Origin of the sequence: Aurantimonas sp. A3-2-R12, assembly GCF_036016755.1 — a bacterium.
Lineage (GTDB): Bacteria > Pseudomonadota > Alphaproteobacteria > Rhizobiales > Rhizobiaceae > Aurantimonas > Aurantimonas coralicida_A.
Window position 1 is genome coordinate 116308 of record NZ_JAYXIH010000002.1, and the last position, 20372, is coordinate 136679.

At 63.5% G+C, this 20372-nt stretch carries 18 protein-coding genes; 4 read left to right on the top strand and 14 right to left on the bottom strand.

Annotated features, from left to right (window positions below):
* Window positions 1-38: 38 nt before the first annotated feature.
* The 3 genes from fba to VSX60_RS01710 form a co-directional block, all read right to left on the bottom strand.
* Complete coding sequence (gene fba / locus VSX60_RS01700) at window positions 39-1121, bottom strand: class II fructose-bisphosphate aldolase (RefSeq protein WP_327622397.1); 1083 nt, start codon at window positions 1119-1121, stop codon at window positions 39-41.
* Window positions 1122-1188: 67 nt separating this feature from the next.
* Entirely contained in the window at window positions 1189-2064 is an 876-nt protein-coding gene (locus VSX60_RS01705) for a phosphoribulokinase (protein WP_327622398.1), read from the bottom strand.
* A 55-nt stretch (window positions 2065-2119) separates the two neighbouring features.
* The gene (locus VSX60_RS01710; RefSeq protein WP_327622399.1) at window positions 2120-3160 is read right to left on the bottom strand and encodes a class 1 fructose-bisphosphatase; all 1041 of its coding nucleotides are present in this window, start codon (window positions 3158-3160) and stop codon (window positions 2120-2122) included.
* 131 nt (window positions 3161-3291) lie between these two features.
* Between VSX60_RS01710 and VSX60_RS01715 the strand changes: the two genes are divergently transcribed.
* Window positions 3292-4242: a LysR family transcriptional regulator gene (locus tag VSX60_RS01715; RefSeq protein WP_327622400.1), complete on the top strand. Its 951-nt coding sequence runs from the start codon at window positions 3292-3294 to the stop codon at window positions 4240-4242.
* A 169-nt stretch (window positions 4243-4411) separates the two neighbouring features.
* Here the strand turns inward: VSX60_RS01715 and VSX60_RS01720 are convergent, their stop codons facing one another.
* The 8 genes from VSX60_RS01720 to VSX60_RS01755 form a co-directional block, all read right to left on the bottom strand.
* Entirely contained in the window at window positions 4412-6172 is a 1761-nt protein-coding gene (locus tag VSX60_RS01720) for an ATP-dependent nuclease (RefSeq protein WP_327622401.1), read from the bottom strand.
* Window positions 6173-6815: 643 nt separating this feature from the next.
* On the bottom strand, window positions 6816-7100 hold the full coding sequence (locus tag VSX60_RS01725; RefSeq protein ID WP_327622402.1) for a GIY-YIG nuclease family protein: 285 nt from the start codon (window positions 7098-7100) through the stop codon (window positions 6816-6818).
* A gap of 1165 nt (window positions 7101-8265) precedes the next feature.
* Window positions 8266-9384 carry a type 2 isopentenyl-diphosphate Delta-isomerase gene (gene fni / locus VSX60_RS01730; RefSeq protein ID WP_442873036.1) on the bottom strand — a complete coding sequence of 373 codons (1119 nt, stop codon included), beginning with the start codon at window positions 9382-9384 and terminating at the stop codon, window positions 8266-8268.
* A gap of 35 nt (window positions 9385-9419) precedes the next feature.
* Entirely contained in the window at window positions 9420-10979 is a 1560-nt protein-coding gene (locus VSX60_RS01735; RefSeq protein ID WP_327622404.1) for an ATP-binding protein, read from the bottom strand.
* A 139-nt stretch (window positions 10980-11118) separates the two neighbouring features.
* Complete coding sequence (locus VSX60_RS01740; protein ID WP_327622405.1) at window positions 11119-11430, bottom strand: HigA family addiction module antitoxin; 312 nt, start codon at window positions 11428-11430, stop codon at window positions 11119-11121.
* A 10-nt stretch (window positions 11431-11440) separates the two neighbouring features.
* Window positions 11441-11719 carry a type II toxin-antitoxin system RelE/ParE family toxin gene (locus VSX60_RS01745; protein ID WP_327622406.1) on the bottom strand — a complete coding sequence of 93 codons (279 nt, stop codon included), beginning with the start codon at window positions 11717-11719 and terminating at the stop codon, window positions 11441-11443.
* Window positions 11720-11782: 63 nt separating this feature from the next.
* Entirely contained in the window at window positions 11783-12466 is a 684-nt protein-coding gene (locus tag VSX60_RS01750) for a D-lyxose/D-mannose family sugar isomerase (RefSeq protein WP_327622407.1), read from the bottom strand.
* A gap of 28 nt (window positions 12467-12494) precedes the next feature.
* Entirely contained in the window at window positions 12495-13781 is a 1287-nt protein-coding gene (locus VSX60_RS01755; RefSeq protein ID WP_327622408.1) for a glycerate kinase type-2 family protein, read from the bottom strand.
* Window positions 13782-13999: 218 nt separating this feature from the next.
* Here VSX60_RS01755 and VSX60_RS01760 point away from each other — a divergent pair, with 218 nt between their 5' ends.
* The 3 genes from VSX60_RS01760 to VSX60_RS01770 are packed head-to-tail and all read left to right on the top strand — an operon-like array spanning window position 14000 to window position 16561.
* Window positions 14000-15418, top strand: a complete 1419-nt coding sequence (locus tag VSX60_RS01760; RefSeq protein ID WP_327622409.1) for a cytochrome ubiquinol oxidase subunit I — start codon at window positions 14000-14002, stop codon at window positions 15416-15418.
* 10 nt (window positions 15419-15428) lie between these two features.
* Window positions 15429-16427, top strand: a complete 999-nt coding sequence (cydB, locus tag VSX60_RS01765; protein WP_327622410.1) for a cytochrome d ubiquinol oxidase subunit II — start codon at window positions 15429-15431, stop codon at window positions 16425-16427.
* Complete coding sequence (locus tag VSX60_RS01770) at window positions 16424-16561, top strand: DUF2474 family protein (protein WP_327622411.1); 138 nt, start codon at window positions 16424-16426, stop codon at window positions 16559-16561. The genes cydB and VSX60_RS01770 overlap by 4 nt, the downstream gene beginning before the upstream one ends.
* Here the strand turns inward: VSX60_RS01770 and VSX60_RS01775 are convergent, their stop codons facing one another.
* The 3 genes from VSX60_RS01775 to VSX60_RS01785 all read right to left on the bottom strand — a co-directional run bounded on the left by VSX60_RS01775 (window position 16562) and on the right by VSX60_RS01785 (window position 20293).
* The gene (locus tag VSX60_RS01775) at window positions 16562-18037 is read right to left on the bottom strand and encodes a UdgX family uracil-DNA binding protein (RefSeq protein ID WP_327622412.1); all 1476 of its coding nucleotides are present in this window, start codon (window positions 18035-18037) and stop codon (window positions 16562-16564) included.
* Window positions 18038-18065: 28 nt separating this feature from the next.
* Entirely contained in the window at window positions 18066-19310 is a 1245-nt protein-coding gene (locus VSX60_RS01780; protein WP_327622413.1) for a putative DNA modification/repair radical SAM protein, read from the bottom strand.
* Between the two features lie 173 nt (window positions 19311-19483).
* A complete protein-coding gene (locus tag VSX60_RS01785; protein WP_327622414.1) occupies window positions 19484-20293 on the bottom strand; it encodes an FAD binding domain-containing protein in 810 nt (269 codons plus the stop codon).
* Window positions 20294-20372: the final 79 nt, after the last annotated feature.

Here is a 20372-nt window from a genome sequence, read left to right on the forward strand (position 1 = left end):
GCCGCCCGGCCGACTACCCGGCCAGGTGGCGGTCCGCCCTACTCGGCGGCTTCGCGCATTGCGATGCGCGGTTCGAGTTCGCCCTTGGCGTAGCGCACGGCCATCTCATCGAGTGGCATCGGCCGGATCTTGCCAGCCTGACCGGCGCAGCCGAAGCGCTCGTAGCGGTCGAGGCAAAGCGTCTTCAACGCCTCCATCGCCGGCACCAGGAACTTGCGCGGATCGAATTCCTCCGGCTTTTCCATCGCGACCCGGCGGAACTGGCCGGTCATCGCCATGCGGCAATCGGTGTCGATATTGACCTTGCGGACGCCGTGCTTGATGCCCCGGACGATCTCCTCGACCGGTACGCCATAGGTCTCGCGCATCTTGCCGCCATATTTGTTGATGATCGCCTGCAGATCCTCCGGCACCGAGGACGAACCGTGCATGACCAGATGCGTGTTCGGCAGCTTCTGGTGGATCGCCTCGATGATGTGCATGGCGAGGATCTCGCCGTCGGGCTTGCGGGTGAACTTATAGGCGCCGTGCGAGGTGCCCATGGCGATGGCAAGTGCATCCACCTTGGTGCGGCGGACGAAGTCGACGGCCTGCTCCGGGTCGGTCAGAAGCTGGTCTTCCGACAGCTTGCCCTCGAAGCCGACGCCGTCCTCCTTCTCGCCCTCGCCGGTCTCCAGCGAGCCGAGCACGCCGAGCTCGCCCTCGACCGAGGCGCCCACCCAATGGGCCATCCGCGTCACCCGCTCGGTGATGTCGACATTGTAGTCGTAGGAGGCGGGCGTCGTCATGTCGGCTTCCAGCGAACCGTCCATCATCACCGAGGTGAAGCCGTGGCGGATCGCGGAGAGGCAGGTCTGTTCGTTGTTGCCGTGGTCCTGATGGATGCAAACCGGGATCTGCGGGAACATCTCGACCAGCGCCTCCATCATCTTCGACAGCATGATGTCCTTGGCGTAGGAGCGCGCCCCGCGCGAGGCCTGCATGATCACCGGCGCGTCGCTCTTGGCGGCCGCTTCCATGATCGCCAGCCCCTGCTCCATGTTGTTGATGTTGAAGGCGGGGACGCCGTAGTCGTTCTCGGCGGCGTGATCGAGAAGCTGGCGGAGGGTGATCTTGGCCATAGGGGTCTGGTCTCCTTGGAACGGGCCGCGTCGGTCCTGGTCGACGGGCGATCCCGTCGATCAGCGCTCAGGACGCGCGGCGCTTTTTTTCCATCAGCTGCATGATCAGCGGCGTCAGGATGAGTTGCATGGCGATGTCGAGCTTGTTGCCCGGGGCGACGATGGAATTGGCGCGCGACATGAAGCTGCCGGGAATCATCGACAGCAGATACGGAAAGTCGATGCCGCGCGGGTTGGCGAAGCGGATGACGATCATCGATTCATCCGCCGTCGGGATCCAGCGGGCGATGAACGGGTCGGACGTATCGACGATCGGCACGCGCTGGAAGTTGATGTTGGTGCGGGCGAATTGCGGGCAGATGTATTTCACGTAGTCCGGCATGCGGCGCAGGATCACGTCCATCACCGCCTCGGTGGAATAGCCGCGCGAGGCCTTGTCGCGGTGGATCTTCTGGATCCATTCGAGATTGATCACCGGCACGACGCCGATCTTCAGATCGGCGAGCGCGGCGAGATCGACCGCGTCGGCCTTCACGCAGCCATGCAGGCCCTCGTAGAACAGAAGATCGCTGCCCTCCTCCAGTTCCGTCCAGTCCGAAAAGGTGCCGGGCGCCGCGCCGTAGAGCTTCGCCTCGGCCTCGTCATGGACGTAGTGCCGGGTCTCGCCGCGCCCCTCGCGCCCGTAGTCCGAAAACACCGCCTGCAACTTGTCGAGGACGTTCGCCTCGGGGCTGAAATGCGAGAAGTGGCGGTTTCCCTGGCGCTCCTCGTCGGCCATCTTGTCCTTCATCGCCTGACGATCGTAGCGGTGGAACGCGTCGCCCTCGATGAACACCGCCTTCACCTGCTCGCGGCGGAAGATCTGGTCGAAGATGTTCTTCACCGACGTCGTCCCGGCGCCGGACGAGCCGGTAATGGCGATGATCGGATGCTTGGCCGACATGTCTTGGCGTCTCCTCCCGGTGCCGGGGCACTCCCTCCCAGGCAACCGTCTTAAATCAGGCTCTGAACAGGCTGCGCTTGCCGAACAACGGCGAGCGCTCGCTCAGCGCCGCCGGATCGGCGATGTAGCGGCCGACCCGTTCGACCTCGCGCCGCGAGCCGAACACCAGCGGCGTGCGGGCATGCAGTCCTTCCGGCACGATGTCCAGAATGCGGTTGATGCCATCGGTCGCCACTCCCCCGGCGTTCTCGACGCAGAAGGCGACCGGGTTGGCCTCGTAGACCAGCCGCAGCCGGCCCTTGGCGTAGCCCTTCCTTGCATCGCCCGGATAAAGAAAGATGCCGCCGCGCACCAGGATGCGGTAGCCATCGGCGACCATCGAGGCGATCCAGCGCATGTTGAACTCGCGCTCGCGCGGCCCCTCCGCGCCGGCCAGGCAATCGTCGATATAGTTGCGGATCTGCGGGTCCCAGTGCCGATAGTTCGACGCGTTGATGGCGAACTCGCTGGTCCGGTCGGGAATCTCTACCGCCCCCTTCAGCTCGACGAAGCCGCTAGAGCCGGGCGAGAAGATGAAGACGCTGGTGCCGTTGCCGAGCGACAGCACCAGCAACAGCTGCGGCCCGTAGATGAAGAAGCCGGCGCCCAATTGCCGCGAGCCCGGCTGCTGGAATACCGAGCCCGGATCGGCCCTGTGTTCGTCGGTCGCCGGCAGGATCGAGAAGATCGTGCCGACCGAGACATTGGTGTCGATGTTGGACGAGCCGTCCAGCGGATCGATCGCCAGAGCCAGCGTGCCGGCCGGGTCGAGCGTCACCGGTTCGTCCTGTTCCTCCGACCCGTAAAACGCGATGGCCGACGCCTTCGCGGCGTCCATGAACAGCCGGTCGGCGACGACGTCGAGTTCCTTCTGCACGTCGCCGCCGGCGTTGGTCGCCTCGCGCGACGCGCCGAGCGCGTCGCCGCCACCGTTGATGATGGTGTTGCGCAGCTTGACGGCGGCGTCGGCCAGATGGCGAACCGTTTCGGCGACCTTCTTGCGGGTCGGGTCCGCGCCTGCGGCGGACTGAAGATAGGCGTCGAGAGACGAGGGCATGTTTTCCTCCTGGGTGGCGTCGAAGCTCTGCGTCGCCGTTCACCCGTCGTTGGAAGGATGTTGGATGGCGCTTGGAGCTAAGTAAAATTCATTATCTTTACCCGATCGATAAATTAAATTATGGATCGGGTATGCGTAACCTCACATTGCGACAGCTGCGATCAATACAGGCGATCGACCATCACGGGACGATCGCCGCCGCCTCCCGGCAGCTCGGCCTGACGGCGCCGGCGGTGACATTACAGGTAAAGCAGCTGGAAGACGATTGCGGACTGGCATTGTTCGATCGCACCCGTGAGGGCATGCGGCTGACCGTGGCCGGCGCGGCGGTGCTGGAGGCGGCGAACGCCATCGAGACGACGCTGCGGGCGCTCTCCGACGAGATCCTGGCGATCAAGGGCGTGCGCTCGGGCACGATTCGGCTCGGCGTGGTGTCGACGGCGAAATACTTCGCGCCCCGGCTGATCGCCGCGTTCCGGCGCGAATACCCGGCCATCGAGATCAAGCTGACGGTCGGCAACCGGCTGGAGATCATCCGCGACCTGAAATCCTATCAGCTCGACATCGCGCTGATGGGGCGCCCGCCGATCGAGTTTCCGGTCGAGGCGATGGTGTTCGGCGACCATCCGCTGGTGATGATCTCAGCCCCCGAGCATCCGCTGGCCAAGGCCCGCGACATCGACCGGGCGCGGTTGCTCAAGGAGACCATCATCATCCGCGAGCCCGGATCGGGCACCCGCGCCTCGCTCGAGGGCTTCTTCGCCGGCCATCCGGGGGAACTGGACGAGGTCAGCGTCGAGATGGGCTCGAACGAGACCATCAAGCAGGCGGTGATGGCCGGGCTCGGCATCGCCTTCATCTCGGCCCACACCATCGCCTTCGAGGTGGAGATGGGGCGGCTGGTCATCCTCGACGTGGAGCATCTGCCGATTCGCCGGCAATGGCACGCGGTCGGCCGCAAGGAGCGCATGCCGGCGCCGGCCGAGATCGCCTTCAAGGAGTTTCTCGTCAAGCGCGGCGCCGTCCACCTGCCGCTGCTCGGCAAGCTCTACCCCGCCGAGGGGATGGTGGCGGAGGGCTGAGGGGGGGGGGGGGGCAGCATCTTTGGGCGCGGCGCCCGGCGTGCTCTACTAGATTTGGTGCCGCAGCCTCCCCTAGGTCGCGGAAAACACGCGCACCGTCAACTTCAATATGGCCGGCCGCAAGATTGAGCTAAATAGATTTGTGGAAGGGGTCTAAAGAGGTAAGGTGTTAGAAATTCTGATCCATTCTACAGAATTCATCCAGCTCAGTAAGAATCGTTCCAACCTCATCTCCAAGATCGTTCATCGACATAGCCTCAATAATCATCCTATGCGTCAGAGAACCGACTCCCAATTTTTCAAATCTTTCGTTCAGGCTCGAAAGCGTCTCCTTTCCCGGAACAATACCCAGTCGATCTGGCAATATCGACCACTTATCCTCAAACCTTTTCGATGCATCTTCAGAAACAGTTGCTTCTGATTTCGCACTACGACTCTCTCTAAAAAAACTTCCCTGGCTGGCGGAGCGCCGGCCCAAGACGCGATGTTTCATTGCATCGGTAATTCGAATTAACTCAGATTCGACCTCGCTTTGATCCAATTTGAAATCTGAATTCCCTCGGTTTCTTCTCGCTAGCGCTAAAGCTATTGCCGCAGGATCAAGAAGATAGTTCTCTATTTCCTTTTTTTCCAAAACATGGCATTTCATTTTCTCCCCTGCTAGCTTTTTGCGAAAGGCATCCACCTCCTCGTCACAGCGATAGTCCCTGTCGAATAGGCAGAAGACATCGATCTCTGTGCCCAATATCTCTTTAAATGCCCAAACCGCAGCTACAGCTCTCTGCCATCCCTCGAATCCACCCAATCTAACGAATGGAACGGTGCCATCGGCTAAATTTTTTTTACTGGCTCTCTGAGAAAATACTTTGTAAATTCGTTTATCTTCTCCTTCAACAAATACTACCCGGCGCGCTTTTGAAATTCGTGCGATGTCTACATTTTGCGTTGAACCTAGGTATCCATAAATTTTATTATAGTCTGTTTCACTGGAGATACGCTTGGCAGTTCGATACCGAGAATTCACGGATGCAATTTCGAGAGGCTCGGCTTCGTTAATCATTTCAACGGAATGGGTAGCAAAAATAAATTGCGAAAACCGCTCTCGTACTAAACGGATTAATCGACGTTGAATATCCGGATGAAGGTAGATATCTGGCTCATCGATTACGACTAATGCCTCGGTCTTCGCTCTTCGTAAATGCGTTAGTATTTGTAGCCAAATCTGAAATCCAAATCCAGACCATTGCACTTCTCGAGTAATACGGTGTTCCTCATAATACATATGCAATATTGATAGATCGTCAGTATCTCGTTCGGGCTTCCGTATGATGATTCCTGGCCATGCAGAATTTACATCGCTCGAGAACGCTTCAAAATCTGCGTCTGATCTTCGAAACCATACGTTCCGCAGGTGTCGACTTGACGTTCGTGTCGCCTCGGACTTCCGAATAGTCTCATCCTTCACGAGGCGTTCTTCTCGCTCTAGAGGCGATAAGGTGGGAACAATAACCAGATCGATCGGGAATTCCTTTTTGAACTTAGCCCGCGAGGCGACCGCTATATCGTCTCCGACTAGAAAAAAGCGCGTCACACGCTTCGGATTCAGGAGAATGACCGCTTTCGTGCCATTCCTGATCTCAAATTCCAGACGCGCATCATTATTGTTGTAGTTGTATGTGGAATGTGATAAATTTATTGGGATCATTCCATCCGGAACATCATACCCGTATACAATATCAGAGTCTTCTAGAGGTAATAACTGTGGCTTTAGTCGAGATGAATAGTTTAGGCAAGCCTCTAGAACTCGGAGTGAATCAATAATGGCGGACTTTCCGGCGTTATTCGGGCCGACTATTATATTTCCTGGTTTTAACGTAATCGCGTATTTTTCAAATTTTCTGTAATTTGTTAAGGTTATGCGTTTAATCATGAATTTGTATCATTTCTATATGAAGCGATTTTTAGGCTGTCTTATATTTTTTCTTAGATAGCATCGCAGCTTGCCCTCATCATCGTAAGTCTGACGACGCAATTTAATGCACGCTATGAGAGCTTTGGCGAATTGGCAATACCGGCCTGATTACACTTATTGGTTGCTGTCGCTTATTCCCCGATGCAGCGGACTCCGTCATTGAGGGGATGCCTACTCATGCAGAATCGAGTTGATCAACGTCCGATAGGGTACTCCCTTTTCAGCAGCATTGGTCTTGATTTGCGTTAGACCGTGTTTGGAAAAGGCGATTGAAGTGCTGCGCCGCTCGCCGTCGAGCGTCTCGCTCCACGACGTGCGCCACCCTGACAATGTCATCGATCAGGACCAGCAGTTGCTGTTGATGCGCATAGCGATTGCGGCTTGGATGGCCGCGTCTTTCCTCCAACGGTCGTCATCCCGGCCTTGAGCCGGGATCCATGCCAAGCCGCCCGAACCGCCAATCCGTTGACGGACAGGATGGAATAAACGTCGCGGCATGGGTCCCGGCTCAAGGCCGGGATGACGCGGTTTGGATGCCGGCGCCCATCCTGCAAGCGTCGCACCGGCGCCCATCCTCCAGCGTTGTGCCCATCCCGCCGCCTCACCAACTGCCCTGATAAAGTTCGTTCCAGTCCGGGTTCATCGCTTCGATCAGTTCGATCTTCCAGCGGCGCGGCCAGCGCTTGATGGTTTTCTCCCGGGTGATCGCATCGCGGATATCGAAATGCTCCTCGTACCAGACGAGGCGCCGGCAGCCGTGGCGGCTCGCAAAGCCGGGCGTCAGGCCATTCTTGTGCTCGAAGACCCGTTGCGCGAGGTCGCTGGTGACGCCGGTGTAGAGCGTGCCGTTGCGTCGGTTCGCCATGATGTAGACGTGGCCCGCCATGGTGTTGCCTGTCCCGCTCGATCGCCCGCAGGCTACCGGACGAAGCTCGGGCAACGCCAGAGCGTCCAAGTCGTGCCCGCCTAGCCGCGACGTTCAACACGGTCGTCATTTCGACTTCGGCGATTGGCGAGACCGTCCCACATGGTCGTCATCCCGGCCTTGAGCCGGGATCCATTCCAAGCCGCTTTAGCCGCCAATCCGTTGACGGACAGGATGGGAAAATGTCGCGGCATGGGTCCCGGCTCAAGGCCGGGATGACGCGCGGCTTGGATGCCGGCGTCCTTTTCGTCCACGGGGCGCAGGGGCCGCATTCATCCGCGCGATCGTCGGCGAGTAGACGCGACAGCCCAATACGGTCGTCATCCCGGCCTTGAGCCGGGATCCATTCCAAGCCGCATGAGCCGCCAATCCGTCGCCGGAGGAGAGGGAATAAACGTCGCGGCATGGATCCCGGCTCAAGGCCGGGATGACGAAGTTTCTACGCTCGCCCCCTCGACTTCGACGGTGAACAGTGAACCTGCGCCGGCCCGAGAAACCCACCGTCCCGAAAAAACTTATCCCCACCCCTTTCACTCTCCCGCACAATCACTTCACCGCCGGCCCATCCGGAGCCAGTCGAAGGAACGGGCGCGAATGATCGCCGGGATCGTTCGAGGGCCAAAGGGGAGTGATCCCTGGCGGGCGGTGCCGGTTTCGGCCGCTTTCGGAGCGGCGGGAACCGGGCCTGGTGACGGCCGCGCCTGCCTTCCGTTCTGCGGGGAAGGCGGCATGCCGCCGGCCTGGAGGTCGTGCTCCTCCCGGCGGCATCCCACAGCCCGTCCGGTCCTGGCCGAAAGGTCGGGCCGGCAGGCGAATGGTTCGGCGACGCACGGGAACCGAGAGCCCGTGCGTGTCCTTGGCACCCATCGCGCGGAACGCCGGAGGCGGACCGTTTATTACAATCGTTCGGAGGGTTCGCCTCCGGCGTTCCGCCGCTCGTCTCGTCAGAGACGAGACGATTATCTGCCCCGCCCTTAAGCTCCTCGCTAAGCTCGTCGCTGGCGGGGACCCCGAGGACGGAGAACAGAAGAGAAGAGAAGAGAAGAGAAGGGAGGAACAGCCAGTCTCGGGAATGCATACGCCGGCCGTGAACGCGGTGCGGGCGATGACGCTCGCCCCCTCATCCTCACCCCTCCAGCAGCGGCGCCTGACGCAGGGCGGCGAGGTCGGCCGAGCCGGTGCAGAAACAGGCGATGCGCAGCTGCTGGATGATTTGGCGAAAGTGGTCGACGACCGCCTCGGTCGAGCGCTCGGCATAGGGCAGCGAGGCCGCCGCCTGGCCGGCGAGATCGGCGCCGAGCCGGATCGCCCTGGCCGCGTCGAGCCCGTTGCGCACCCCGCCCGAGCCGATGACCAGCGTGTCCGGGCAGGCGGCGCGCACATCGGCGATCGCGCGCGGCGTCGCAATGCCCCAGTCGGAAAACACCAGCGCCGTTTCGCGGGTTCCGGCGTCCGCCGCCCGCTCCGCCTCGACCGCGGCCCAGCTGGTGCCGCCGGCGCCGGCGACGTCGATCGCCTGGACGCCGGCATCGACCAGCCGTCGCGCCAGCCGGCCGGACAGCCCCGCGCCGACTTCCTTGATCACGACCGGAACCGTCAGCGCCCGCGCCAGCCCCTCGATCGCGGCGAAGACGCCGCGCCAGTCGGTATCGCCGCCGGCCTGCACGGCTTCCTGCAGCGGATTGAGATGGACGATCAGCGCGTCGGCGTTGATCATCTCGACGGCGCGGCGGGCCTCGTCGGGACCGTATCCGAGCGCCAGCTGCGCCGCGCCGATATTGCCGAGGATCGGGATGCTCGGGGCCAGGGCGCGCAGCGACCGGTCGAGGCCGCCGGAGCCGCGCCCTTCGAGCGCGATGCGCTGCGAGCCGACGGCAAAGGCGATGCCGAGCGCCTCGGCCGCCTCGGCGAGATGGGCGTTGATCCGGGCCGAACGGGCCGGCCCGCCGGTCATCGAACTGATCAGGAGCGGCGCCTTGAGCCGGCGGCCGAGGAAGGATGTCGACAGATCGACGTCGGCGAGCGCGATCTCGGGCAGCGCCACATGCTCGAAGACGACGCGGTCGAAGCCGTTCGGCGCCCACCGCGCGGCGAGCGCGGGGGCGAGCACGATATCCAGATGATCGCTCTTGCGCGCCTCGATGTCCCCCGAAGGCGCGGCGCCCGGTTGTTCTGCCACGTCTGCCTGTGTCCTGTCAGCGGCGGTGGTCCTGATCGATGTGGTCGCCGCGTCCGATAGTGGCATTTCGTTGCGGCCGGCGTCCACCGAGCGGCGATCCGTCAGCTTCTCGCCAACCGCGCCGCCCGCCGCGCCCGCGCCTCGTCGAGCGCGTCGTGCTTGACCTCAGGCAGGCAGGTGCGCCAGTCGGTGCCGGCGATGGTGACCACCCGGTTGCCGCGAAAATCGGCGTCGGCGGTGATCAGCCCGCGTTCGTCCATGAAGCTGAGAAGGAACCGGCCACGCGACGGCGAATGGCTGCCATAGGCGCGGGCCAGCGCTTCGTCGGACGGGCACTCCACGCCGTCGCGGGCGGCTCTCGCGAGCATCATATAGACGCCCTGCATCTCTTCCGGCAGGTCCGCGGCGCGCCCGACCACCGCCTGCCATGCCTCGTCCTCGGTCTCGACGGAAACGCCGGCCCGGGCCAGCGACAGCCGGCGCCGGAACGCCGCCATGTCGGTTTCGGCGCCGCGCAGCCGCTTCAGCCGGCAATGTGTGAGGAAATCCTGGTAGAGCACAGGCACCGGCCGGAAGGCCGCGTCGGGGTCTTCGAGCATTTCGGCGAAGATCGCGTCGACCGCCCCTGCCCGCTCCTCGGCCGAGCGCGGATCGTCGTCGACCGGCTCATGCCGCTCGGACACCGACGGCGCGGCGGCGACGCGCTCCAGGAGGTCATGGGTCGCGACCGGCGCGTTCGCCGCCTCGGGGCGCTGCGACGGGCTCGCGAAGGGCCGCTGCGGACGCTGGCGCTCGGCCGCCCGGTCCTCTTCGCTGACGGTGAAGATCAGATCCTCCATCGTCTCGCGCGGCGTTTCCGGCAACGGCATCAGGGACGGCCGCCCGCTGCGCCCCGCCGTCTCGACGGCGCCGATCTTGATCGGCACCGGACGCCGCGACAGCGCCGGGCCGAGCGCGACGAAATTGCCGGTTTCCAGATCGCGAAACCGCTCGGCCGCCCGCCGGTCCATGCCGAGCAGGTCGGCGGCGCGCTGCATGTCGATGTCGAGAAAGGTGCGGCCCATCAGGAAGTTCGAGGCCTCGGCCGCGACGTTCTTGGCGAGCTTGGCCAGCCGCTGTGTCGCGATAACGCCGGCAAGCCCACGCTTGCGGCCACGGCACATGAGGTTGGTCATCGCGCCGAGCGAGGCCCGGCGGGCTTCCTCGGAGTGTTCGCCCGCCATCGCCGGTGCGAACAGATGCGCCTCATCGACGGCGATCAGCATCGGATACCAATGGGCGCGGTCGGCGTCGAACAGCCCGTTGAGGAAGGCGGCCGCGCACATCATCTGCACCTCGGCGTCGAGCCCTTCCAGATCGAGCACGACCGAGGCGCGATGCTCCCGGATGCGTCGCGCGATCCGCGTCAGTTCCGCCGGGGTGCGGTTGGCGTGGACGACGACATGGCCGTAGCGCTCGGCCAGCGAGACGAAATCGCCCTCGGGATCGATGATCGCCTGCTGCACCCAGTCGGCGCTGCGTTCCAAAAGACGGCGCAGCAGATGCGACTTGCCCGAACCGGAGTTGCCCTGGACGAGCAGACGCGTCGACAGCAGCTCCTCCAGATCGAGCTCCGCCGGTTCGCCGGTTTGGGTCGTGCCGAGATCGACGGCAATCGTCATGAGGAGTCTTTTCGCCGCAAAGGGTGGTCGTCGAGGATGCCGTGCCGCTCGACTCGGGAGTGCGAACCGGCAGGACGTTCAGGATACCACGCGCCGATGCCGTGGAGTCAGCCGCGCGGCATCATGTCCACAGAATCGCTCAGGCGGCGGTCAGGGTCGGGATCGCGCTGACGTCGACATCGCGCTCGGCATGCCAGGCGTCGTGAGCGGCCTGCATCTGGAGCCACAACCCCGCACCATTTCCAAACAGCTTGCCTAGGCGTACCGCGACGTCTGCCGATACAGGCTTCTTTTCGCGCAGGATGTCGTAGAGTTGCTGACGAGAGATACCGAGCAAGGCAGCGATTTCGGTCTTGGTGCGGCCCGTGGCCGGCAGAACGTCCTCGCGCAGAAGCTCGCCCGGATGGGTCGGACAGCGATTCGGGTCGCGATCTGTGGACATATCCGTCATCGAGATAACCTCAGTGATACTGCTCAAGATCGATACGGCTGGGCTCGGCACCCTCAAACTCAAACGTCAGACACCAAGGCCCGTTGATGTGAATGGTGTACCGGGGCGGATCGAAGCCGTGCAAAGCATGAAAATCAAAGCCCGGAATTTTGAGATCCGCGATAGAGCGCGCCACGTCCAACGCATCGAGGCGACGAAGAATCCGCTTTTGCAAGTCGGGCCGAACTTTCGCGGATTTTCCGGTCGTCCAAAGCTGCTCCAGCGCCTTGCTTTTGAAGTCCTTTATCATCACTCACCGCATCAGGGTGTAACGTAAGCTAAACGCTTACAAACAGCAAGCGGCGGCGGCGTTTTATAGCCACTCGTCGTAGTCCGACACCAGCAGATGCAGCGGGTCCTCGTCCTCCTCGATCTCGGCGAAGCGGCCGATCGGCTCGCGAAAAATGTTGTCGGTGAGATCGTCGTTGACGGTCGAAACCTCGCCGATCAAAACGTCGCCGCCTTCGCCCCAGAAGGCGTGCCAATTGCCGGGAAGCAGCGTTACGCTCTCGCCCGGCGACAGCTTGAGGATGCCGCCTGCGGGAAGCTTGCGGGTGAGGCCGTCGGTGACGACCGTGACCTCGGCGTCCTCATCAACCGACCCGTCCGGCGCGCTCTCGAAGAGTTCCAGCGCCAGCGTCGAGCCGCCGCGATTGATGATGTCCTCGGCCTTCACGATGTGGCGGTGCATCGGCGAGATCTGGTCGTGCCGGGAGATCATGATCTTTTCGGCGTAGAGCATGCCGCGTCCGGCCTGAAGGTCGGTGCTGTCACCGTTGCGGACGGTGAACAGGAACAGGCCCAGCCTGTCGTAATCGCCCTTGGCGTAGTCGGTGACGTCCCAGCCGAGCCGGCGCTCGACGATCGCCGACAGTTCGCTGCGGCGAGTCTTCATCTCGCTGGGCGAGAGATAGGCGAAGGGCGGCATGACATAGCCGAAGGAGCGGATGAATTCGTCGCCTTGGCGAATGATCTCATTGACGCGCGAGCGTTTCATGGCTGACCTCGTTTCGCTGCCGGACCGCTCATCCGACGAGGATGATGCGGCAATCATTGACGTTGGTGTGGGTCGGGCCCGGCACGAACAGGTCGCCCAGACCCTCGAAGAAGCTCGTGGAATCGTTTTGCGCCAGCGCCCCTTCGGCGTCGATACCTGCGGCTTTCGCCCGCGCCAGCGTATCCGGCAGCACGAAAGCACCGGCCGGATCGCTGGCCAGCCCAGTGCCGCCGTCGGTGCCGTCCGTGTCGCCGGATAGCGCTGCGACGCCGGGCTCGCCGTCAAGCGCCACGGCCAGCGCCAGAGCGTATTCCTGGTTCGGCCCGCCGCGCCCCTCGCCGCGGATCGTCACGGTCAGTTCGCCGCCGGACAGGATCGCCAGCCGCTCGCCGCGCGCCTTGGCGTCGAGGGCCAGGCGGGCATGCTCGCGCGCCACCTCCCGCGCTTCGCCCTCGACGTCCGCGCCGAGGCTGTGGACGGTGTAGCCGAGCGCGGTCGCGGCGCTTTCGGCGGCCTCAAGCGAGGCGGCCGGCGTGGCGATGGTCCGGTATTCGCTCGCCGCGAAAATCGGATCGCCGGGCTTCGGCGACTCGTTCGCCGGGTCTTCCAGCGCCGCCCTGCACGATGGCGGCAGGTCTATGCCGCGCTTTGCGATGATCGCCCGCGCCTCGGCGAGCGTCGTCGGATCGGGCACGGTCGGCCCGGACGCAATGACGCTCGGGTCGTCGCCCGGCACGTCCGAGATCGCCAGGGTGAGGAGGCGTGCGTCGCCGCAAGCCTTGGCGAGCCGGCCGCCCTTGATCTTCGACAGGTGCTTGCGCACGCAGTTTATCTCACCGATCCCGGCGCCGCTTCTCAGCAATGCCTTGGTTACGGCCTGCTTGTCGGCGAGGCTGACGCCGTCGGCCGGCAGCAGCCAGTTCGCCGAACCTCCACCCGAGATCAGCGCCAGCACGAGATCGCCCTCGCCGGCCGCCTCGGCAAGCTCGAGAACCCGCGCGGTGGCAGCGAGCCCGTGTTCGTTGGGCAGCGGATGGCCGGCCTCGACGACGGGAATCGGCCCAGCGTCCAGCGCATAGCCGTCGCGGGTGACGGCGATCCCGGTCAGGCGGGCGTCAGGGACAGCGTGGGTGCCGCGATAGTGCGCCACGGCCGCCGCCGCCATCGAAGCCGCCGCCTTGCCCGCAGCGAGGATGACGATCCGTCCGACGGGCGGCTTCGGCAAATGTGCGGCCAGAATGGTCGAAGGGTGCGCGACCGCCACTGCCCGCTCGAAGATCGCGGTGAGATCATCCCGCATCCGTTTTTGGTTCATTTCGCCCCCGCGCTCACTCAATCGCCGCCCCTATAGCAGCCGAGCCATGGGACTGAACAGCGGTGAAAGGGCTTGGCGAAACCCGACATCGCGTGGCGCAGCATTGGGAACGACGGCAAGCGGAGGATGGCAAAATCGTCGTGAGCACCTTCTTACGCGGTGCACGCGGCCTATGTTGGGCGCACACCCGCGTCGCAGGAACAGCCGAAGGCAGCGCCATGTTCGAAGGCTTCGATCCCGTCCTTCTCGCCCGAGTCCAGTTCGGCTTCACCATCGCATTCCACATCATCTTCCCGGCCTTTTCGATCGGGCTTGCCTCCTATCTGGCTGTGCTGGAAGGGTTGTGGCTGGCGACCGGCAAGCCGGTCTACATGGATACCTTCAAGTACTGGGTAAAGATCTTCGCGATCAGCTTCGGCATGGGCGTCGTGTCGGGCATCACCATGAGCTACCAGTTCGGCACCAACTGGTCGGTGTTCTCGGACAAGACGGGCCCGATCCTCGGTCCGATGATGGGCTATGAGGTGCTGTCGGCGTTTTTCCTGGAGGCCGGCTTCCTCGGCATCATGCTGTTCGGCCAGAAGCGGGTCGGCGCAAGATTGCATTTCGCCGCCACGTTCGTCGTCGCACTCGGCACGGTGTTTTCGGCCTTCTGGATCCTGTCGGTCAATTCCTGGATGCACACGCCGACCGGCTACGGGATCAATGCCGTCGGCCAGTTCGTGCCGGAGGACTGGTGGGCGATCGTCTTCAATCCTTCCTTCCCCTACCGCCTCGTCCACATGGTGCTGGCCGCGTATCTGACGACCGCTTTCGTCGTCGGCGCGGTCGGGGCATTCCACCTCCTGCGTAGTCGTTATAACGCCAGCGCTCGGCTGATGTTCTCGATGGCGCTGTGGATGGCAACAGTCGTCGCCCCACTTCAGATCATCGCCGGCGACGAGCACGGCCTCAACACGCTGGAGCATCAGCCGGCCAAGGTCGCTGCCATGGAGGGGCATTTCGAGACCAATGTCGACGGGCCGATGCCGCTGACCCTGTTCGGCATCCCTGACATGGAGGAAGGGAGGACAAAATATGCCGTCGATATCCCCTATCTCGGTTCGCTCATCCTCACCCGGTCGCTCGATGGCACGGTGAAGGGGCTCGACGCCTTCCCGCGCGAGGATTGGCCAGATTCAACCGTCGTATTCTGGTCGTTCCGGACCATGGTCGGCATCGGCTTCGCCATGCTCGGTATCGGGCTGTGGTCGCTGTTTCGCCGGGCTTTCGGCTCGATCTACGAAAGTCCCTGGCTGCAGCGAGCGATGATCGCCATGGGGCCGATGGGCTTCGTCGCCGTCATCGCCGGTTGGATCACCACGGAGGTCGGTCGCCAACCCTTCACCGTCTACGGTCTTCTGCGAACGTCCGAGAGCGTCTCCCCGATCGCGGCGGAGGCGGTCGGGACCTCACTCGTCGCCTTCATCATCGTCTATTTCCTGCTGTTCGGCGCAGGCACCTTCTACATCCTGCGGCTGATGTCGAAGCCCCCGACACCCTTCGAGGAAGAGACGCTGGATCACCCGACCCGGACCGCCGGGCTGGCGTCCTCCGGGCGTCTGGAAGGCGAAGTCGCCGCAGATCCGGCCGAATAGGGAGACGACGATGGACCTTGCGATTCTCTGGGCATTTCTCATCGCCTTCGCCGTGATCGCCTATGTCATTCTCGACGGCTTCGACCTCGGTACCGGCATTCTGTTTCCCCTCCTCGGCCGGACCGAGAACCGGGACACGGCGATGAACACCGTCGCGCCGATCTGGGACGGCAACGAGACCTGGCTGATTCTGGGCGGCGGCGGCCTGTTCGCGGTGTTTCCGCTGGCCTACGCGATCATCATGCCGGCGATCTATGCGCCGATCATCGCCATGCTGCTGGCACTGATCTTCCGGGGCGTCGCCTTCGAATACCGGTTCAAGACCGTGCGCGGCCGCTGGCTCTGGGACGTCTCGTTCTTTCTCGGCTCGTTCGTCGCGGCGCTCAGCCAGGGTATCGCCCTCGGCACCCTGGTGCAGGGGATCGAGGTTTCGGGCCGCGCCTATGCCGGCGGCTGGTTTGACTGGCTGACGCCATTTTCGCTGATGACCGGTGGCGCCGTCGTCATCGGCTACACGCTGCTCGGCGCAACCTGGCTGGTGATGAAGACCGACGGGGAATTGCGCGACATCGCGCGACGCTATGCCTTTTTCGCTGGGGTCGGCACGCTGTTGCTGATGGGCGCGGTCAGCCTGTGGATGCCATTTCTGAAGGAGGAGTTCTACCTGCGCTGGTTCGCTTTCCCGCAGATCCTCTATGTGGCGCCGGTGCCGATCCTCACCGCTCTCGCCGCCTTCAGCCTGTTGCAGTCGCTGGCCGCCGGCAAGGATGTGCGGCCTTTCCTGTCTGCGCTAGCCCTCTTCCTGCTCGCCTTCGTGGGGCTCGGCATCAGCTTCTACCCGAACATTATCCCCCCGGACGTCACCATTTGGGAGGCCGCCGCGCCGGACGCGTCGATGGAATTCCTGCTGGTCGGCGCATCGGTGCTGATCCCGATGATCCTGATCTATACCGGCTATGCCTATTGGGTGTTCCGCGGCAAGGTCCGCCCCGGCGAGGGCTACCATTGAGCCGCGCCCGACTGGGGGCCGGCGATGACGGACCGCTGTGGAAGCGGATCGGCTGGTTCGTCCTCTTGTGGCTCGGCGGCGTCGCGGCGGTGGGCCTCGTGGGCTTGGTGATCCGCAGCGTGCTGATCGGCTGATCAGGCCGCCAGCTTCAGTTCCGGCAGGAAGTCCAGCACCATCGCCATGTCGGCGTCGAACGCTTTGCTCTCGCGCGCCCGCACTGCCTCGTCGGGAAGCCGCAGGATATAGGACGGGTGGATTGTGACCAGCAGTTTGGTCGCCTCGTCGAGGTCGATCAATCGCGAGCGCGTGTCGCGAATGGTCACTGATCTTCCAAGCACCGCCTGCGCCGCCGTCGCGCCAAGGGCAACGATCAGCTTCGGCTTGATCAACTCGCGTTCCAGATCCAGCCACCAGCGGCAGGCTTTCACCTCGCCGGCATCGGGCTTGGCATGGATGCGACGCTTGCCGCGCGGCACGAATTTGAAGTGCTTCACCGCATTGGTGACATAGGCCTGCCGCCGGTCGATGCCGGCTGCAGCGAGCGCCTGATCGAACACCTTTCCGGCCGGGCCGACGAAGGGCTCGTCGGCGATGTCCTCCTGATCGCCCGGCTGCTCGCCGACGAAGATCACCGGCGCATTGTCCGGTCCCTGGCCGAATACCGTCTGGGTCGCCGGCTCCCAGAGCGGGCAAGCCTTGCAGGACCTTGCCACCGCGCGCGCCGCGCGGATGCTGTCGGGTCGCGCGTCGCCCGCTGCGTGATCGAGCGCTGTGCTCGTCTTCGCCATCTGCTCGCGCTCCATCCGTCGCTCATGGGAGAAACTCGGCAGGGTCGGCGCGGTTGCGATCATCCGACGCGCCGCCGCCTCGGCGCCCGCGACAAGCGGCTTGATCAACGCCGTCTCCGGCATGTTGGCCCAATATTTCTTGGGCATTTCCGCCTGCATCGCCTTCACCTTCAGCCGCGCGGGATTAAAGGTCGAGGCGTAATAGGTCAGCCACAGCGCTTCCATGTCGTCGTCCTTGGGACGCATGTCCTTGGTCGCCCCCGGCAGAAATACCAATTCCGCGCCATCCCAGTGGACTGAGCGCTCGGGAGTCATGATCGTCCAGACCATGCCGGCGAAACGCCGGGCGAAGAACGGCGCAGTCAGTTCGACCACGTGGCGGAACGGCTCGAACCAGGCGACATAGTGCTTGCCGCCCTCGCCGTCCTCGACTTCGCGAAAGCGGACGAAGGCCTTCATCTTGTGGCTGTCGCGCCGCACCGCCTTCTCCATGGCGGTGGCGCGCAGGACATCCGGGTCCGACGCGATTTCGAGCAGCTTCCTTTCCGTCTGCAGCCGCCACAGCAGGCGATAGGCGAAGACGAACCGATCGGAATCGGCGTGGCAGAGCAGCTTGCGCGCCAGCTCAGGAAAGGCCTTGGGAACGGTCGGTTGCGGCGCGTCTTGTGGCGCTTCGGGCAAGGGCTCGGCAAACAGGCCGGGTGCTTCATCCCCGACGACGAAGCTCAACGCCTCGGGCGGAATGCTGAGCGCCAGCGCCGTGCGGGCGGCCGGGCGCCAGCCGTCGAAATCCGCAGCAAAGGCAAGGCGAGCGACGAACATCGAAGGCGGCCTCTCGTCCGTTTTCAGGTCAGAACAACGACAGTTGCGCCGCTGATTTTTGCCTCGGCAGGAACGCAGCGCGCAGGCCTTCGCTGTCCGTCGCCGCGCCCGGCGACCAGTCGAGGGCGGTAACGAAGGGCCGGACCTTGGCGATCGACTGGCAGAGCCGGGCAACATCGTCGAGCCTGAGTGTGCGATGGCGGCGGGTCGACAGGATGCGGTTGACCGCGCGAGTTCCAAAACCCGGGACGCGCAACAGCATTTCCCGGTCGGCGCAATTGACGTCGACCGGGAACCGATCGCGGTGCTTCAACGCCCAGGCGAGCTTTGGATCGACGGCGAGATCCAGCATCCCGCCTTCGCCGCCGGAAACGATCTCGCCCCGGTCGAAGCCGTAAAAGCGCATCAGCCAGTCGGCCTGATACAGGCGGTGTTCGCGCATCAGCGGCGGCGGGGAGAGCGGCAGCCGACTGGAGGCGTCGGGGATCGGTGAGAAGGCGGAGTAGTAGACCCGTTTGAGGCGGTAATTGCCGTAGAGATTCTCCGACCGGCCGAGGATGGCATCGTCATCGGAGTTGTCGGCGCCGATGATCATCTGGGTTGACTGGCCGCCGGGCGCGAAGCGTTGCGGCTTCGTTCGGTCCTTTTTCTCACCCTTGTGTTCCTCGATCTTGGCCCGCAGATGGCCCATCGAACGGCGGATGTCGCGCGGCTTCTTTTCCGGTGCGAGTGCCTCTAGCGTCACATCGGTCGGCAGCTCGATATTGATCGACAGGCGGTCGGCGAAGAGCCCCGCCTCCTCGATCAGGGCGGGCGACGCGTCGGGGATCGTCTTCAGATGGATGTAGCCGGCGAAATTTTCCTCCAGCCGCAGCTTTCTGGCGATCCGCACCATCTCCTCCATCGTATAGTCGGAGTTGCGGATGATGCCGGAGGACAGGAACAGGCCCTCGATGTAATTGCGCTTGTAGAACTCCATCGTCAGCGTGACGACTTCCTCGACCGTGAAACGGGCACGGGCCACGTTGGAGGACGAGCGGTTGACGCAATAGACGCAGTCATAGACGCAAAAATTGGTCATCAGGATTTTCAGCAGCGAGATGCACCGCCCGTCGGGCGCATAGGCGTGGCAGATGCCCGACCCCTCGGTCGAGCCGATGCCTTTGCTCTTGGCGGAATCGCGCCGGGTCGAGCCGCTGGACGCGCAGGACGCGTCGTATTTGGCAGCGTCGGAGAGGATCGCGAGCTTGTCGATGAGGGTCGTCTTGGCCATGACGCGGATATAGCGTTCATGGAATGTTCTCGCCAGCAAATTTCCGGATTTCTCGGCGAGGCCCAATGTCGCAGGTTTGCTTACGCGGCTGCCCCGCCGCGTCGATGAGACGAAAAGGCCAGCCAGACGTTCTTGTCCAGCCGGCCGACCTTCAGTCTGACGTCCTGCGTCTGTCAGCCCGCGGATTTGGCCTTGTTCACCGCCCGTTTGGTGACGACCTTGACGAGGTTGGCGCGATAGGCCGACGTGCCGTGCAGGTCCGACACCATGTCGCCCTCGTCGACCGACAGCCCGTCCACGGCCGAGCCGTCGAAATTCGATGACAGCGCCTGTTCAGCGGCTTCCCAGCGGAAGGCGCCGCCCATGCTGGCGCCGGTGATGCCGACCTTCACCTCGCCGCCGCGCTTGGCGACGAAGACGCCGCACATGGCATAGCGCGAGGCCGGGTTGCGGAACTTCTCGTAGGCGCATTGATCCGGCGCCTCGAAGGACACCGCCGTCACGATCTCGTTCTCCTCCAGCGCTGTCTCGAACAGGCCGAGGAAGAAGTCGTCGGCCGCGATCTCGCGCTTGTTGGTGTGGATCGTCCCACCCAGCGCCTTCAGGGCGGCGGGATAATCCGCCGCCGGATCGTTATTCGCCACCGAGCCGCCGATCGTGCCCATGTGGCGCACCGCGATATCGCCGATCAGGCCGGCGAGATCGGCGAAGCCATGGCAGGCGGCTTTCAGCCCGTCATGGGCGGCGATCTCGCCATGGGTCATGCCGCCGCCGATCTTGATCGACTTGCCGTTGACCGTAATGCCCTTGAGTTCGGCGATATGGCGCAGATCGACAAGGTCGCTCGGCGCGGCGAGCCGCTGCTTCATGGTCGCGATCAGCGTCATGCCGCCAGAGAGGAATTTTCCCTCGCCGCCGGATTCACCGACCAGCTTGACGGCCTCGTCGATCGACGTGGGGCGGTGATAAGTGGTCTCGTACATCGGTTCTGCTCCCTCTGGCGCCGGGTCCGGAAATCGCGGAAGGACCGCGCGGCGCGATGGTTCGGATAGAAACGGGGCC

Coding starts and splice junctions, on each gene's coding strand:
- VSX60_RS01755 (WP_327622408.1), bottom strand. CDS start 13,781: ATGAACCAAAAACGGATGCGGGATGATCTCACCGCGATCTTCGAGCGG.
- VSX60_RS01735 (WP_327622404.1), bottom strand. CDS start 10,979: ATGACGATTGCCGTCGATCTCGGCACGACCCAAACCGGCGAACCGGCG.
- fni (WP_442873036.1), bottom strand. CDS start 9,384: ATGCCACTATCGGACGCGGCGACCACATCGATCAGGACCACCGCCGCT.
- VSX60_RS01745 (WP_327622406.1), bottom strand. CDS start 11,719: ATGATAAAGGACTTCAAAAGCAAGGCGCTGGAGCAGCTTTGGACGACC.
- VSX60_RS01705 (WP_327622398.1), bottom strand. CDS start 2,064: ATGTCGGCCAAGCATCCGATCATCGCCATTACCGGCTCGTCCGGCGCC.
- VSX60_RS01725 (WP_327622402.1), bottom strand. CDS start 7,100: ATGGCGGGCCACGTCTACATCATGGCGAACCGACGCAACGGCACGCTC.
- VSX60_RS01715 (WP_327622400.1), top strand. CDS start 3,292: ATGCGTAACCTCACATTGCGACAGCTGCGATCAATACAGGCGATCGAC.
- VSX60_RS01760 (WP_327622409.1), top strand. CDS start 14,000: ATGTTCGAAGGCTTCGATCCCGTCCTTCTCGCCCGAGTCCAGTTCGGC.
- fba (WP_327622397.1), bottom strand. CDS start 1,121: ATGGCCAAGATCACCCTCCGCCAGCTTCTCGATCACGCCGCCGAGAAC.
- cydB (WP_327622410.1), top strand. CDS start 15,429: ATGGACCTTGCGATTCTCTGGGCATTTCTCATCGCCTTCGCCGTGATC.
- VSX60_RS01710 (WP_327622399.1), bottom strand. CDS start 3,160: ATGCCCTCGTCTCTCGACGCCTATCTTCAGTCCGCCGCAGGCGCGGAC.
- VSX60_RS01720 (WP_327622401.1), bottom strand. CDS start 6,172: ATGATTAAACGCATAACCTTAACAAATTACAGAAAATTTGAAAAATAC.
- VSX60_RS01775 (WP_327622412.1), bottom strand. CDS start 18,037: ATGTTCGTCGCTCGCCTTGCCTTTGCTGCGGATTTCGACGGCTGGCGC.
- VSX60_RS01740 (WP_327622405.1), bottom strand. CDS start 11,430: ATGACGGATATGTCCACAGATCGCGACCCGAATCGCTGTCCGACCCAT.
- VSX60_RS01785 (WP_327622414.1), bottom strand. CDS start 20,293: ATGTACGAGACCACTTATCACCGCCCCACGTCGATCGACGAGGCCGTC.
- VSX60_RS01780 (WP_327622413.1), bottom strand. CDS start 19,310: ATGGCCAAGACGACCCTCATCGACAAGCTCGCGATCCTCTCCGACGCT.
- VSX60_RS01750 (WP_327622407.1), bottom strand. CDS start 12,466: ATGAAACGCTCGCGCGTCAATGAGATCATTCGCCAAGGCGACGAATTC.